Source organism: Pseudonocardia sp. NPDC049154 (genome assembly GCF_040648315.1).
In the GTDB taxonomy this organism is placed as follows: domain Bacteria; phylum Actinomycetota; class Actinomycetes; order Mycobacteriales; family Pseudonocardiaceae; genus Pseudonocardia.
Window position 1 is genome coordinate 16,854 of sequence record NZ_JBEZDN010000065.1, and the last position, 15,308, is coordinate 32,161.

General features: G+C 72.8%; 13 protein-coding genes. 8 read left to right on the plus strand and 5 right to left on the minus strand.

The genetic code is table 11. The features are described 5' to 3' along the window. The first annotated feature begins 104 nt into the window (after positions 1 to 104). The 5 genes from uvrA (at position 105) to AB0B41_RS26375 (ending at position 7,124) form a co-directional block, all read left to right on the plus strand. Complete coding sequence (gene uvrA / locus AB0B41_RS26355) at positions 105 to 3,035, plus strand: excinuclease ABC subunit UvrA (protein WP_358207875.1); 2,931 nt, start codon at positions 105 to 107, stop codon at positions 3,033 to 3,035. 292 nt (positions 3,036 to 3,327) lie between these two features. Then, positions 3,328 to 4,449, plus strand: coding sequence for an ABC transporter substrate-binding protein (locus AB0B41_RS26360; protein WP_358207877.1), 1,122 nt, complete (start codon positions 3,328 to 3,330; stop codon positions 4,447 to 4,449). A gap of 49 nt (positions 4,450 to 4,498) precedes the next feature. Then, on the plus strand, positions 4,499 to 5,353 hold the full coding sequence (locus tag AB0B41_RS26365; RefSeq protein WP_358207879.1) for an ABC transporter ATP-binding protein: 855 nt from the start codon (positions 4,499 to 4,501) through the stop codon (positions 5,351 to 5,353). Then, complete coding sequence (locus tag AB0B41_RS26370; protein ID WP_358207881.1) at positions 5,353 to 6,213, plus strand: ABC transporter permease subunit; 861 nt, start codon at positions 5,353 to 5,355, stop codon at positions 6,211 to 6,213. The genes AB0B41_RS26365 and AB0B41_RS26370 overlap by 1 nt, the downstream gene beginning before the upstream one ends. Next, a complete protein-coding gene (locus AB0B41_RS26375) occupies positions 6,210 to 7,124 on the plus strand; it encodes an ABC transporter permease subunit (protein WP_358207883.1) in 915 nt (304 codons plus the stop codon). The genes AB0B41_RS26370 and AB0B41_RS26375 overlap by 4 nt, the downstream gene beginning before the upstream one ends. Positions 7,125 to 7,127: 3 nt before the next feature. Here AB0B41_RS26375 and AB0B41_RS26380 read toward each other — a convergent pair whose 3' ends face one another. From AB0B41_RS26380 to AB0B41_RS26395, 4 genes are all read right to left on the minus strand, one after another. After that, a complete protein-coding gene (locus AB0B41_RS26380) occupies positions 7,128 to 7,952 on the minus strand; it encodes an SWIM zinc finger family protein (RefSeq protein WP_358207885.1) in 825 nt (274 codons plus the stop codon). Next, positions 7,949 to 11,005, minus strand: a complete 3,057-nt coding sequence (locus tag AB0B41_RS26385; protein WP_358207887.1) for a DEAD/DEAH box helicase — start codon at positions 11,003 to 11,005, stop codon at positions 7,949 to 7,951. The genes AB0B41_RS26380 and AB0B41_RS26385 overlap by 4 nt, the downstream gene beginning before the upstream one ends. A 478-nt stretch (positions 11,006 to 11,483) precedes the next feature. Next, complete coding sequence (locus tag AB0B41_RS26390) at positions 11,484 to 11,792, minus strand: GNAT family N-acetyltransferase (protein ID WP_358207888.1); 309 nt, start codon at positions 11,790 to 11,792, stop codon at positions 11,484 to 11,486. Continuing rightward, positions 11,789 to 12,775, minus strand: a complete 987-nt coding sequence (locus AB0B41_RS26395) for a pirin family protein (protein ID WP_358207890.1) — start codon at positions 12,773 to 12,775, stop codon at positions 11,789 to 11,791. The genes AB0B41_RS26390 and AB0B41_RS26395 overlap by 4 nt, the downstream gene beginning before the upstream one ends. 89 nt (positions 12,776 to 12,864) lie before the next feature. Here AB0B41_RS26395 and AB0B41_RS26400 point away from each other — a divergent pair, with 89 nt between their 5' ends. The 3 genes from AB0B41_RS26400 to AB0B41_RS26410 all read left to right on the plus strand — a co-directional run bounded on the left by AB0B41_RS26400 (position 12,865) and on the right by AB0B41_RS26410 (position 14,804). After that, positions 12,865 to 13,386: an N-acetyltransferase family protein gene (locus tag AB0B41_RS26400; RefSeq protein ID WP_358207892.1), complete on the plus strand. Its 522-nt coding sequence runs from the start codon at positions 12,865 to 12,867 to the stop codon at positions 13,384 to 13,386. A gap of 91 nt (positions 13,387 to 13,477) precedes the next feature. Then, complete coding sequence (locus AB0B41_RS26405; RefSeq protein WP_358207894.1) at positions 13,478 to 14,365, plus strand: SMP-30/gluconolactonase/LRE family protein; 888 nt, start codon at positions 13,478 to 13,480, stop codon at positions 14,363 to 14,365. Between the two features lie 16 nt (positions 14,366 to 14,381). Beyond that, positions 14,382 to 14,804 (plus strand): TIGR03668 family PPOX class F420-dependent oxidoreductase, encoded by a 423-nt coding sequence (locus AB0B41_RS26410; protein ID WP_358207896.1) that lies wholly within the window; start codon positions 14,382 to 14,384, stop codon positions 14,802 to 14,804. Here the strand turns inward: AB0B41_RS26410 and AB0B41_RS26415 are convergent. Further along, on the minus strand, positions 14,782 to 15,246 hold the full coding sequence (locus AB0B41_RS26415) for an ester cyclase (protein WP_358207898.1): 465 nt from the start codon (positions 15,244 to 15,246) through the stop codon (positions 14,782 to 14,784). The genes AB0B41_RS26410 and AB0B41_RS26415 overlap by 23 nt on opposite strands. Positions 15,247 to 15,308: the final 62 nt, after the last annotated feature.

Below are 15,308 nucleotides of genomic sequence, written 5' to 3' on the forward strand. Positions count from 1 at the left end.
GCGGACGATTTCTGTCGGACCCCCGGCCTAGCATCGATCGCGGGTCCCCGGTCTGCCGCGGACCGGGCCCGCCGATCCCCGGTGACCCGTAAGGAGGCGCCCTCGTGGCACAGGTCCGCACCCCGCACGACGCTCCCCGGCTGGTCGTGCGCGGCGCGCGCGAGCACAATCTGCGCGGGGTCGATCTCGACCTGCCCCGGGACAGCCTCGTCGTCTTCACCGGCCTGTCCGGCTCCGGCAAGTCGAGCCTCGCGTTCGACACGATCTTCGCCGAGGGTCAGCGGCGGTACGTCGAGTCGCTGTCGGCGTACGCGCGGCAGTTCCTCGGCCAGATGGACAAGCCCGACGTCGACTTCATCGAGGGCCTCTCGCCCGCGGTGTCGATCGACCAGAAGTCCACGAACCGCAACCCGCGCTCCACGGTCGGCACGATCACCGAGGTCTACGACTACCTGCGGCTGCTCTACGCCCGGGCCGGCGTCCCGCACTGCCCGGTCTGCGGCGAGGTGATCGAGAAGCAGACCCCGCAGCAGATCGTCGACCAGGTGCTGGCGATGGAGGAGGGCAGCCGCTTCCAGGTGCTGGCCCCGGTGGTCCGCACCCGCAAGGGCGAGTTCGTCGATCTCTTCACCGCGCTGCAGGGCCAGGGCTACTCCCGCGTCCTGGTCGACGGCACGGTGCACCAGCTCAGCAACCCGCCGAAGTTGAAGAAGCAGGAGAAGCACGACATCGCCGTCGTCGTCGACCGGCTGTCGGTCAAGCCGAGCGCCAAGCAGCGGCTCACCGACTCGGTGGAGACCGCGCTGCGCCTGGCGGACGGGCTCGTCGTGCTCGAGTTCGTCGACCTGGACGACGAGCACCCGCACCGCGAGCGCCGGTTCTCCGAGCGGATGGCCTGCCCCAACGGGCACCCGCTCACGCTCGACGACCTCGAGCCCCGCACCTTCTCCTTCAACTCGCCGTACGGCGCGTGCCCGGAGTGCTCGGGCATCGGCATCAAGAAGGAGGTCGACCCGGAGCTCGTCATCCCGGACCCCGAGCTCAGCCTGGCCGACGGGGCCGTGGCGCCGTGGAACAACGGGCACACCGCCGAGTACTTCGGCCGGCTGCTGTCCGGGCTGGCGAAGAGCGTCGGGTTCCGGATGGACACCCCGTGGCGCAAGCTGCCCGCCGAGGCGCAGAAGGCGGTGCTCCACGGCAGCGACGACCAGGTGCATGTCCGCTACCGGAACCGGTACGGCCGCGAGCGCGCCTACTACGCGAACTTCGAGGGCGTGATCCCGTTCCTCGAGCGGCGGCTGGACCAGACCGAGTCCGAGTCGCAGCGCGAGCGGTACGAGGGCTACATGCGGGACGTGCCGTGCCCGGCGTGCAAGGGGGCGCGGCTCAAGCCCGAGGTCCTGGCGGTCACACTGGCGCACCGCGAGCAGGGCGACCGGTCGATCGCCGAGGTGTCGGCCATGTCGGTGGCCGAGTGCGCCGAGTTCCTCGACGGGATGGTGCTCGACCAGCGGCAGGCGATGATCGCGGGCCGGGTGCTCAAGGAGATCCAGGCGCGCCTCGGGTTCCTGCTCGACGTCGGGCTGGACTACCTGTCGCTCGACCGCGCCGCGGGCACGCTCTCCGGCGGCGAGGCGCAGCGCATCCGGCTGGCCACGCAGATCGGCTCCGGCCTGGTCGGCGTGCTCTACGTGCTCGACGAGCCGTCGATCGGGCTGCACCAGCGGGACAACCGCCGGCTGATCGACACGCTGACCCGGCTCAAGGAGCTGGGCAACACGCTGATCGTGGTGGAGCACGACGAGGACACGATCCGGGCCGCGGACTGGGCCGTCGACATCGGTCCCGGCGCGGGCGAGCACGGCGGCGAGGTCGTGCACTCCGGGCCGGTCGCCGAGCTCGAGTCGCACGACACCTCGCTGACCGGCGCGTACCTGTCGGGCCGGCGGAGCATCCCCGTGCCGGACGTGCGGCGCACCCTCGACCCGGAGCGCAGGCTCACGATCGTCGGCGCGCGCGAGCACAACCTGCGGGGGATCGACGTCGACATCCCGCTCGGCGGGCTCGTCTCGATCACCGGCGTGTCCGGCTCCGGCAAGTCCACGCTGATCAACGACATCCTGGCCACCGTGCTGGCGAACAAGCTCAACGGCGCCCGCCAGGTGCCGGGCCGGCACACCCGGATCACCGGGATCGAGCAGCTGGACAAGCTCGTGCGCGTCGACCAGTCGCCGATCGGGCGCACCCCGCGCTCCAACCCGGCCACGTACACCGGCGTCTGGGACAAGATCCGCACGCTGTTCGCGTCGACCACCGAGGCGAAGGTGCGCGGCTACCAGGCCGGCCGCTTCTCGTTCAACGTCAAGGGCGGGCGCTGCGAGGCGTGCTCCGGAGACGGCACGATCAAGATCGAGATGAACTTCCTGCCCGACGTGTACGTCCCCTGCGAGGTCTGCAAGGGCGCCCGGTACAACCGGGAGACCCTCGAGGTGCACTACAAGGGCAAGACCGTGGCGGACGTGCTGGACATGCCGATCGAGGAGGCCGCGGAGTTCTTCGCGCCGATCACCTCGATCAGCCGGTACCTGACCACACTGGTCGACGTCGGGCTGGGCTACGTCCGGCTCGGGCAGCCGGCCCCCACGCTCTCCGGCGGTGAGGCGCAGCGCGTGAAGCTGGCCAGCGAGCTGCAGAAGCGGTCCAACGGCCGCACGATCTACATCCTCGACGAGCCGACCACGGGCCTGCACTTCGAGGACATCCGCAAGCTGCTGCAGGTGATCAGCGGGCTGGTCGACAAGGGCAACTCGGTCGTCGTCATCGAGCACAACCTCGACGTGATCAAGACGTCGGACTGGGTCATCGACATGGGGCCCGAGGGCGGATCCGGCGGCGGCACCGTCGTCGCGCAGGGCACGCCCGAGGAGGTCGCGGGCACCGAGGGCAGCTACACCGGCCTGTTCCTCAAGGGCCTGGTCACGCCGGCGGTCCCGGGCCGGCGCACCCGGCGGAAGAAGGCCGTCGCCGCGAGCTGAGCGTCGTCGTTCCGACCGGGCGTGCCCGGGACCGCTGCGGTGGTCCCGGGCACGCTGCGTTCGTAGCAGTCGGCGCACGGTGACCGGGTGTGGGTTCACCCACTCGTGTTGCACAAGCGCGACCGACCGGCATCACCGCCGTAACAGCCGCGAAACCGCAGCGAACCCGGATCTTCCTAGATTCTGCGGGTCGGCGCGTCGGGGCCTGAGTGTCGACCACCGACACACCACCGGTGCGCCCGCCGGCCGTCCCGACCCAGGACGCCGACCGTACGTCGTAGGAGAACGCCACATGACGCTGCTCGTCCCGCCGCCCCACCAGCACCCGACCGGCCCGGGCACCAGCCGGCGCGGCTTCCTGCGCCTCGCCGGCCTCGGTGTCGGCGTCGGTGCCGCGGGCGTCGCCCTCGCCGCCTGCGGCGGCGGTGGCTCCGGGAGCGCCCCGGCCTCCGGTGCCGCCTCGGCCGCCCCCGGCCAGTACGGCACGCTCGCCCTGCAGCTGTCGTGGATCAAGAACATCGAGTTCGCCGGCGAGTACATGGCGGACTCGAAGGGCTACTACAAGACGGCCGGCTTCGACTCGGTCGACCTCGTGACCGGCCCGGTCGACAGCGCCGACGCGCTGGTCCTGGCCAAGAACGTCGACGTCGGCCTCTCCGCGCCGGACGCGACCGCCCGCTTCATCACCGAGCAGGGCGCGCCGCTGAAGATCATCGGCAGCACGTTCCAGAAGAACCCGTTCTGCATCCTGTCCATGGAGCAGGGCACCCCGATCCGCACTCCGCAGGACCTGATCGGCAAGCGGCTCGGCATCCAGGCCGGCACCAACCAGCAGATCTTCGCCGGTTTCCTCAAGGCCAACAACATCGACCCGGGCCAGGTCCAGCAGGTCGTCGTCCAGTACGAGCCGACCCCGCTGACCGAGAAGAGCGTCGACGGCTTCATGGCCTACACGACCAACGAGCCGTTCCTGATCAAGGCGGACGGTTTCACCCCGGTCACCCTGCCCTTCGCGGACAACGGGCTCCCGCTGACCGCGGAGACCTTCACCGTGCTGCAGGAGACCATCGAGAACGACCGCGACAAGCTCAAGGCGTTCCTGACCGCCGAGATCAAGGGCTGGAACGACGCGGTCGCGGACCCGAAGGCCTCGGCCGAGCTCGCCGTCAACACCTACGGCAAGGACCTCGGCCTGGACGTCGCCGGCCAGACCGAGCAGATGCAGGCGCAGAACGAGCTCGTCGTCAGCCCGGACACCCAGGCCAACGGCCTGTTCACGCTGACCCCGGCGCTGCAGGAGAACATCGTCAATGCCCTGGGCAACATCGGCATCACCATCGCGGCGGCCGACCTGTTCGACCTGACGCTGCTCGACGAGATCTACGCGTCCGACCCGAGCCTGATCAAGGCCTGACCGGGCCGGCACGAGCGAGCAGACGCGCGAGCAGCGGGAGGAGGCGGCTGTGACGGGGACACACCTCGACCAGCACGCGGGCAGCAGGTCGTCCACCACGGACCCCCGGGCCGAGCCGCGGGCGGCGACCGGGATCAACATCCAGGGCCTGGAGAAGGTCTTCACCATGGGCCGCCGGTCCGTGCAGGCGCTCGCGTCGACGACCCTGGGCACCACGCAGAACTCGTTCCTCTCGCTGCTCGGCCCGTCGGGCTGCGGCAAGTCGACGATCCTGCGCATCCTCGCCGGGCTGGAGACGCCGACCCAGGGCACCGCGCTGATCAACGGCCGGTCCACCCGGGAGATCCAGCGCGACCACCAGCTGGGCATCGCCTTCCAGGAGGCGGCCCTGCTGCCGTGGCGCAGCGTGGCGAGCAACATCCGGCTGCCCCTGGAGGTCGCCGGCATCACGCCGGAGCCGGGGCTGATCGACGACCTCGTCTCGCTCGTCGGGCTGTCGGGCTTCGAGAAGGCCAAGCCGGCGCAGCTCTCCGGCGGCATGCGGCAGCGCGTGGCCATCGCGCGCTGCCTGGCCGTGCAGCCCACCGTCATGCTGCTCGACGAGCCGTTCGGCGCGCTCGACGACATGACCCGCCAGCGCCTCAACGTCGAGCTGCTGCGGATCTGGACCGAGCGCCCGGCGACCACGCTCATGGTCACCCACGGCATCTCGGAGGCGGTGTTCCTGTCCGACGTCGTGGCCGTCATGAGCCCGCGGCCCGGACGGATCGCCGAGGTGGTCGAGATCGACCTGCCGCGGCCGCGGCTCCCGGAGCTCCAGCGCACCCCGGAGTTCCACGAGTACGTCGACCGGCTCTCCGAGATCCTGTTCGGCCGCGGCGGGGCGCCCGCCGACGCGCACTGATGGCGGCGCCCACCGTCTCGCCCGTCACGCCCTCCGTCGCTCCGGAGGAGGGCGGCCGGTTCACCGCCCTCCGCGGGGTGCCGCCGTGGGTGGGCGGGATCGTCGGCGTCGTCGTGATCGTCGCGGTCTGGTGGATCGCGTCGCTGACGCTCTACCAAGGAAGCGGGGCGATCCCGACGCCGCCGTCCGTGGTCGCCAGGTTCGTTGACGCCGGGCAGTGGTCGGCCACCCTGAACAACGCGGGCGGGACGGTCGGCTCGGCCGCCCTCGGCTACCTCTGGGGCAACCTCGCGGCGATCGTGCTGGCCGTGATCGTGCTGCTGGTGCCGCCGCTGGAGGCGCTGGCCAACCAGATCGCCGTGGTCAGCTACTGCATCCCGCTGGTGGCCATCGGGCCGGTGATCGTGATCGTGGCCGGGCGGGACGCGCCGTCGGGCGCGTCGGTCGTGCTGGCCGCGATGAGCTGCTTCTTCACCACCACGGTCGGCTGCCTGCTCGGCCTGCGCGCCGCCCCGCGCACGAGCATCGACCTGATCAGGGCGTACGGCGGCAGCACCTGGACCGCGCTGCGCAAGGTGCAGCTGATCTCCGCGCTGCCCAGCCTGTTCGCCGCGCTGAAGATCGCGGCCCCGGCGGCGTTCCTCGGCGCCATCCTCGCCGAGTACCTCGGCAGCGGCGGCGACTCGACGCTCGGCCGCGCCATCATCGCCGCGCAGTCCCAGTCCGACGCGCCCCAGCTCTGGTACCTGGCGCTGGTCAGCGGGATCATCTCCGGCCTCGGCTTCGTCGTGGTCGGGCTGGTCGCGAAGCTGGTCACGCCCTGGACCACGGGCGCCGACGTCCCGGCAGGAGCGACATGACCGCCACGCCGACCACCACCCCAGCCGCCGTCCCGGTCGGGCAGGAGGCGACCACCACGGCGAGCGGCGGCGCGACCACCCGGTCGCTGCTGCGCCGCGCCGGCCGGGCCGGGGTCACCATCGTGATCGCGCTCGTGGTGCTCGGCCTGCTGTGGCAGGCGCTGCTGCTGGTGTTCGACGTGTCCTCGTTCGTCGGGAAGTCGCCGCTCGACGTGGTGCAGTACCTGTTCTCCGACACTCCGCCGCGCGGGGTGCGGCCCGCGTCGATGAGCGCGGAACAGGCGCGGGCGGACAGCTTCGGCGCGCTCGGCACCACGCTGGTCAACGCGCTGATCGGCTTCGTCGCCGGCATGGTCGTCGCCACGCTGGTCGCGATCGGCTTCGTGCTGTGGAAGCCGGTCGAGTTCGCGTTCATGCCGATCGCCATGCTGCTGCGCTCCGTGCCGCTGGTCGCGATGGCGCCGGTGCTGCTGCTGATCTTCGGCCAGGGCAAGGTCGGGATCGCGGTCATCGCGGCGATCGTGGTGCTGTTCCCGGTGCTGGTGAACGTCGTGGTCGGGCTCAAGTCGGCCTCGCCGCAGTCGCTCGACCTCATCACGGTCAACGGCGGATCGGCGCTGACCGCGCTGGTCAAGGTCCGGATCCCGTCGGCGCTGCCGGAGTTCCTCGCGGCGATGCGGATCTCGATCCCGGGTGCGATCGTCGGGTCCATGCTGGCCGAGTGGCTCGTGGGCTTCGCGGGCATGGGTGGCGTGCTGTCCGGCTACAAGGGCTCGGGCAACTACGGCGGCGTCTGGACGATCGTGGCCCTCGCCGTGATCGCCTCGATCGTGCTGTACGAGCTGGCGACCATCCTCGAGGCCGCCGTGCTCACCCGCTGGGGCCCGAACGCGGGCGTCAGCCCCGGCTGACCGCTACTCGGCGAGCTGTTCGTAGGCGGGCCGCAGCAGGTCGCGGACCTTGCGCCGGCGCACCTCGATCGGCAGCTCCGGCACCTGCTCGAGCAGGGCGCCCGGCTCGGGCTCGGCCGGGGCGAAGCGGGTGAGGTCCAGCTCGCCGGCCGCGTAGAACCCGTCGAGCAGCTCGCCGAGGGGACGTGCCGTCTCCTCGGCGACGGGCTCGGGCGGCGCCGTGCTCCCGCGGCGGCGGCGCAGGTTCGCCAGCAGGGTCTCGCGGTCCCGGCCGCGCAGGGCGAGGACCTCGAACGGGTCCGCGTCGAACCGCTCGGCGAGCAGGTAGAACACCGCCGCGAGGTGCTTGCAGGGGACCGTGGCGTCCGGACACGTGCAGTCCATGGACAGGTCGCGCGGCGACGCGGGGAAGAGCGCCAGGCCGAGCCCGGCGAACAGTTCCTCGATCTCCGGCGGCATCCCGCCGGCCAGCAGCGTGGCGGCGTACCAGGCGTCGTCGGCCAGGGCCTGCTCGGCCCGGGCCCAGTCCTGCTTGCCCCAGGCCGGGATGCCGATGCGGACCTTGTACGGGGTCGGCCGGGTGCCCTGCACCAGCGCGACGACGGCCCCCGCGTCGACCTCGCAGGACACGATCTGTCCGGAGCGGGCGTAGTTCCGCCCCCGCGCCATGCGCCCGCCGACGCCGAGCGCCTCCAGCACCGCGATGAACCGCGCCGACCACCAGGTGCGGGCCACCGTGCCGCGGCTGGAGTGGATCTGGATGCCGCCCTCGACGCGCAGCGGCCGGCGCGGCACGTCCTCCTCGGCCCAGAACGGCTGGTCACTCATTCCTCGGCCACCGCCTCCGCGCCCAGGGCGAAGACGGACCGCAGCTCGCCCGTGGACAGCTCGGTGAGCCACCCCTCGCCGTCGCTGATCACCATGTCCGACAACGCCTTCTTCGACTCGATCAGCGCGTCGATCCGCTCCTCGACGGTGCCGGGGCACACGAACTTCCGGACCTGGACCGTGCGCCCCTGGCCGATGCGGAACGCCCGGTCCGTGGCCTGTTCCTCGACGGCCGGGTTCCACCAGCGGTCCAGGTGGACGACGTGGTTCGCCGCGGTGAGGGTCAGCCCCGTGCCGCCGGCCTTGAGCGACAGCAGGAAGATCGACGGGCCGTCCCCGGCCTGGAAGCGCTCGACCATCGCGTCCCGCTGCTTCTTCGGCGTGCCGCCGTGCAGGTGCAGCACCTCCTGGTCGAACCGGGCGGACAGGTGCGGCACCAGCATCGACGAGAACTCGGTGAACTGCGAGAACAGCAGCACCTTGTCGCCCTCGGCCAGGATCTCGGCCAGCAGCTCCTCGAGCCGCGCGACCTTGCCGGAGCGCTTCCCGATCGCCGAGCCGTCGTGCAGCAGCTGGGCGGGGTGGTTGCAGACCTGCTTGAGCTTGGCCATCGCGGCCAGGACGTTGCCGCGGCGCTGGATGCCGACCGAGTCCTCGATCTTCTCCATCATGTCGTCGACGATCGTGCGGTAGAGCGAGGCCTGCTCGCGGGTCAGGTGGTACTCCTGCGTGATCTCGATCTTCTCCGGCAGGTCGTCGATCACCGTGGGGTCGGTCTTCAGGCGACGCAGCAGGTACGGGCGGGTGATGCGGCGCAACGTCTCCGCGGCCTCGGGGCTGCCGTGCCGCTCGATCGGCACCGAGAAGCGCTGCCGGAAGCGCTCCGGGGTGCCGAGCATGCCGGGGTTGAGGAAGTCCATGATCGACCACAGCTCGGCCAGCCGGTTCTCCATCGGCGTGCCGGTGAGCGCGATCCGGTGCCCGGCGACGATCCGCCGCGCCGCCTTCGACGGGGCGGCGTTGCTGTTCTTGATCGCCTGCGCCTCGTCGAGCACCAGGCGGTGCCAGGGCAGCGACTCCAGCTCCTCGATGTCCCGGGACGCGGTGCCGTAGGTGGTGACCACGATGTCGGTGTCCGCCATCCGCTCGCGCAAGGCCTCCCCGCGCGGCCGGCCGGGGCCGTGGTGGGCGTGGACGCGGAGGTCCGGTGCGAACCGCGCGGCCTCCCGCTGCCAGGTGCCGACCAGCGACATCGGGCAGAGGATCAGGGTCGGACCCGGCGGGTGACCCTCGCGTTCGCGTGCCTCGAGCGCCAGGAGCTGGATCGTCTTGCCCAGGCCCATGTCGTCCGCCAGGCAGGCGCCGAGGCCGAGCGACGAGAGGAACGCGAGCCAGGACAACCCGCGCTTCTGGTAGGGCCGCAGGTCGGCCCGGAACCCCGGCGGCGGGTCGAGCGGCTCGAGCGAGCGGTCCGCCGTGCCGCCGAGCAGGTCGCCGATCCAGCCCTCGGCCGCGACCGAGGTGATCGGCAGGGGAGTGTCGACGGCGCCCTGGGCCAGCGCCAGCGCGTCCGCCGCCGTGCCGGAGCCACCGCGGGCGTTCTGCCGGCGCAGGAACTCCAGGCCACGGGCCAGCGCGTCCGCGTCGACGCTCACCCACTGGCCGCGGATCCGGACGAGTTTGGCCTTCGCCGCGACCAGCGCGGCGATCTCCTCCTCGTCGAGCTCCTCGTCGCCGGCGGCCAGGGTCCAGCGAAAGTTCGCGAGCTCTTCCCGGCCCAGCCCACCACGGGTGACCACGCCCGGTGCCGGGGGCGAGGACACCGACAGCCGCAGCCCGAGCGGGCGGCGCCCGGTCCAACCCGCCGGGAGCTGCACGCCGAAGCCCGCCGCGAGCAGCCGCGCGGCGTCCTCGGTGAGGAAGCGGTGCGCCTCGTCGAGCTCGAGATCGAGCTCCGCGGGCCGGGCCTGGCGCAGCGCGCCGGTGAGCGGCGGGTAGACCAGCGCGGCCCGGCCCAGCTCGGCCAGCAGCAGCTCCTGTGCCGAGGTGATCAGCCTGTCGGCCCGCCCCGCCCAGACGTCGTCGGCCGGGAGGACCAGGCTCGGGTCCTCGGCCGACTGCAGCTGGAACTCCAGCACCCAGCGCGTGCCGTCCCCGGTCTGGTCGAGCGGGTCGTCCCCGGGGTCCGCGGGATCGTGCAGGGTGCCGATCTCGGCGAGACGGAAGGTGGCGCGGGCCGGCCCGGTCTCCTCGGTGGTGACGGCGTCCCACGGGCCGAGTGCGTCGGCCAGCGTGGCGAGCTCCCGCTCCGTCGCCTCGAACCGCGGGTCCGGTCCGGCGAGGGCGGCGAGCCAGGCCTCGGTGGCGGGCAGCGCCTTCGGCGCGCGGCCGCGGCGTGGAGGAACGAGGGCGACGGGCGCGTCGGCCCGGGCCAGCCGCTCGCGGACCGCGGCGTCGACCAGGGTGTCGAGCGCGCCGTCGACCAGAAGGTCGGGGGAGTGGCCGGCGGTGTCGCCGGTGCGCCGCTGCTCGGCGCGGCCCACCGGCGGCAGCGCCTCGACGAGCGAGCGGCGGGCCACGGCGTCGAGCCCCTGGACCACGGGCCGCCACCGCGCCTCCGGACCCGGCCGCAGGGTGGGCAGGACGCGCCCACGGGCGGCCAGGTCGTCGGCGAAGGCCGCGAGGGCCCGCAGGTGCGTGACGGAGGCGCCGTACCGCACGTCCTCGGCCGGGTCGGCCAGCTCGCCCGGCTCGACCACGACCGCCGGCACGGTCCACGGCGTCAACGACACCTCGGACGACCGCCGGCCGGACGCCGTGCGCCGCACCAGCTCGGGCGACTCCACCGGCCCGCTCGCACGGGAGGGGAGCAGCAGCGTGATCGACGTCTGCTTGCCCGGGTGGATCCCGGCCAGCTGCGACGCGGGCACCGCGAACGGGTGCGGCCGCGCGCTCCGCAGCGAGCGGCGCGAGGTGGTGGCCGGGCGCTCACCGTCCTCCGCCCAGAGCACGACGCCCCGGGCGGGGGACCAGAGGGCGTGAACGACCAGCACGCGACAAGGCTACGAGCCACCCCCGACAGTTCCGCACCCCTGGCCCGACCACCCGCGAGTCGGCAGTTCCGGGGCACCGAACGACACATCCCGGGAGACGACGACGTGCAACTCGGTCGCCCGAGAATGCCGACTCGCGCGTGTGTCGAGTCGGCCGGGCAGTGCGGGTGGCGGCGCGACTTCCGCTCTCATGATCGCCGCCGTGGTGCAGCAGGGGTGGTCGGGAGGACCGTGGGTACACCGGGACGACGATCAGCGGCGCTCCAGGAGGCTTCCTCGCGGCCGTGATCATCGTCTGCGTGCAGCAGGTGCAGTCGCGCCCGCCCTCGGTGCACCTCGACGACGATCACGACGCATCCCGAGATCGCAACCCCGGTGACCCGGAAGTGCCGACTCGCGGTGCCGCAAGTCCCGACTCGCGGTGCCGGAACGCGCGACTCGCGGTGCCGGAGCGCGCGACTCGCGGTCCCTCGCGGGGTTACAGGGCGTACTGCGGGCGGGCCTCGACCGGGACGAGGTCGACGTAGTCGGGGTGCTTCTCGATCCACCCCCGGATGAAGGGACAGTTCGGGTAGACCGCGAGCCCGCGCTTCCGGGCGTTGTCCAGCGCGAAGCGGGCGAGCTTGCCGCCCAGGCCCTGCCCCTCGTACATCGAGTCGACCTCGGTGTGCGTGAAGGTGATCTTCCCGGGCTCGGCGCGGTAGTTCGCGAAGCCCGCGAGCCTCCCGTCGACGTGGATCTCGAATCTCGACCACTCGGCGACGTCGAGGATCATGGGCTCGGTCATGCCGTCGATCCTCCCAGGCCCCCGTGCGGGACGTACGAGGCGGGGATCACCCCGAGCTTCCCCTTCTGGTAGTCCTCGAACGCCGTCAGCACCTCGGCCCGCGTGTTCATCACGAACGGGCCGCCCCACGCGACCGGCTCGCGGATCGGCCGCCCGCCGAGCAGCACGACGTCGAGCGCCGGGGTGCGCGAGTCCTGCCCGCGGTTCCCGGCCACCGTGATCAGGTCGCCCGGCCCGAACAGCGCCAGCTGCCCCTCGCGGACCGGCCGCTCGTCCTTCCCGACGGTGCCGGCGCCGGACAGCACGTAGACCAGGGCGTTGAAGTCCCGCCGCCACGGCAGCCGCATGCGGGCGCCGGGGGAGACGGTCGCGTGCATCATCGCCATCGGCGTGTAGGTCGACCCCGGGCCCTCGTGCCCGGCCAGCTCGCCGGCGATCACCCGGATCAGGGCGCCGCCGTCGGGCGTGGTGAGCAGGGCGGACTCGCGCGCCCGCAGGTCCTGGTACTTCGGCTCCAGCCACTTCTGCGCCTTCGGCAGGTTCACCCACAGCTGCAGGCCGTGGAACAGCCCGCCGCTGGCCACCAGCGCCTCCGGCGGCCGCTCGATGTGCAGCAGCCCGCCCCCGGCCGTCATCCACTGCGTGTCGCCGTTGGTGATGTTCCCGCCGCCGCCGTGGCTGTCCTGGTGCTCGAACTCCCCGTCGATGATGTAGGTGACGGTCTCGAAGCCGCGGTGCGGGTGCCACGACGTGCCCTTCGGCTCGCCCGGCGCGTACTCCACCTCGCCCATCTGGTCCATGTGCAGGAAGGGGTCGAGATCGCGCAGGTCGACCCCCTGGAAGGCGCGGCGCACGGGGAAGCCCTCGCCCTCGTACCCGCGCGGCGCGGTGGTGATCGAGCGGACCCCGCGGTCGAGGTCGGTGGGTCCGGGCTCGGGGACGCGTGGCAACGTTGTGACGTCGGCGACGGTGACGGCGGGCATCGGGACCTCCCGAATCGGCGGGCATCTGTTTGAGCTCGCAACTACCTGGCTCAACCGTAGTGCATGCCGTGGTGTTCCATCATTGTCGCGTGCACCGACCCGTCCGGCCCGCTACCCTCGACGACCTGCCCGCCGTCGCGGCGGTCTACGCCCCGTACGTCGAGCGGACGGTCACGACGTTCGACGAGGAGATCCCCGACCTGGACACCTGGCAGGCCAAGCTCGCCGCGCTCACCGCGGGCGCCCTGCCCTTCCTCGTCGCCGAGCTCGACGGCCGGGTCGCCGGGTTCGCGTACGCCTCACCCTGGCGGGGGGCCAAGGCCGCGTACCGGCGGACCGTCGAGAACACCGTGTACCTCGCCGAGGACGCGGCCGGGCGCGGCCTGGGCGGGGCGCTGCTCGCCCGCCTGCTCGACGAGTGCCGCGCGGCCGGTTTCGAGCAGGTCGTCGCCGTGATCGCGGACCCCGAGGGCAACCCGGCCTCGGTCGCGCTGCACCTGCGGGCGGGGTTCCGCGAGGTCGGCGTGCTGCGCGGGGTCGGGCGCAAGCACGGCCGGGTCCTCGACACCGCGCTCTACCAGCGCTCCCTCGACGACGACCGGGCCCCGTGATCGTCGGGCGGTCTCGACCGGCCGCCCGCCCGGGACCAGACTGGCCCGGTCGTCCCCGCACCGGAGCGGGGGCCGGACCGGAGGGGGCCGCGTGGCCGAGCCGACCGTCGTGCTGGAGAAGCTGTCGTTCCTGGAGGGCCCGCGCTGGCTGGGAGGCCGGGTCTGGGTGAGCGACTTCTACACCCACCGGGTGCTCAGCGCCGAGGCCGACGGGAGCGACCTGCGGGTCGAGGCGACCGTGCCCGCCCAGCCCTCGGGTACCGGGCTGCTGCCCGACGGCCGGGTGCTGATCGTGTCGATGCGCGACCAGAAGATCCTGCGCCGCGAGCAGGACGGCACGCTGGTCACGCACGCCGACCTGAGCGGCCTCGCCCGCGGGGTGCTCAACGACATGGCGGTCGACCGGGAGGGCCGCTGCTGGGTCGGGTGCTTCGGCTTCGACCTGATGGGCGGCGCCGACCTGGAGCCCGGGCTGGTCATGCGGGTCGACCCCGACGGCGCGGCGGAGGTCGTGGCCGAGGAGGTCTACTTCCCGAACGGGACCGTGGTCCGGGACGACACGCTCGTCGTCGCGGAGAGCTTCGGCAACCGCATGTCCGCCTTCGACATTCGGCCGGACGGCTCCCTCGGCGGCCGGCGGGACTGGGCCCGGTTCGGCGACCTTCCCGCCTCGCGGAACATCGGCGAGATGCTGCCCGGGCTGTCCGTGGTGCCCGACGGCATCGCCGAGCCCGACGCCGAGGGCGCGATCTGGGTGGCCGACGCCGACCACCACCGCGCCATCCGGGTCCGGGAGGGCGGGGAGATCCTCGACGAGATCACGCTGGGCGAGCTGCAGACCTACGCCGTGGCGCTGGGCGGCGAGGACGGCCGCACCCTCTTCCTGGCGGCCGCCCCGAGCTTCCTCGAGCACGAGCGCCGGGACACCCGGGACGCGGTGCTGCTGTCGACCCGCGTCGAGGTGCCGCTGGCGAGCTGACGGATAGGGTCGGGACGTGCCGTCCCTCGACGAGCGCGCGTGCCGGGAGCGGCTCGCGGCGCACCCCGTCGCCCGGCTCGCCACGCTGCGCGCCGACGGCACGCCCCGGCTCGTCCCGATCACCTTCGCGCTGGTCGACGGCCTGATCTGCTCGGCGGTCGACGAGGTGAAGCCGAAACGGAGCACCCGGCTGGCGCGGCTCGCGGACGTCGCACGGGATCCGCGGGCCGCCGTCGTCGTCGACGAGTACGCCGACGACTGGGCGCAGCTGTGGTGGGTCCGGGTGGACGGCACCGCGGCCGTCCACGAGTCCGGCGCGCTGCGCGAGCGGGCGCTCGACGCCCTGCAGGCGAAGTACCCGCCCTACCGGGACGCGCGGCCCGGCGGCCCGCTGCTCGTCCTGACGCCGGAGAGGATCACCGGCTGGGCGGCGCGCTGACCGCGGCGGGCACCAGCCCCAGCTGACGGAACAGGCCCAGCTCGTCCAGCCGGCCCCAGCGCTCGACGATGCGGTCACCCTCGATCCGGAAGACGTTGATCCCGCGCAGCACCACCGTGGCGCCGGTCGGCGGGACGCCCATCATCTCGCCCCGGTGCGTGCCGCGGGCGGTGAACCGCTCGACCACCACGTCGCCCTCCGCCACCATCTGCTCGAGGTCGCTGTGCCAGTCCGGGAAGGCGGACCGGAACATCGCCGCCGCGCGCCGCATGGCCTCGCGGCCGGACGGGGCGTCCGGTACGGGCGGGTCGTGGTCGACGTAGTCCGGGGCGAGGTAGCGGTCGACGGCGTCGAGCTCGCCCCGCGTGAAGAGGGCCTGGATGAACTCGTCCACGAGATGCTTGGTGCGAGCGAGCCGGTCGGTGGTGGTGTCTGTGCTCATGGCGGGAGAGTCCGCCCGTCCCCGGTCGCGGGCCATCCCACCGATCTGGGATGGCCCCCGGC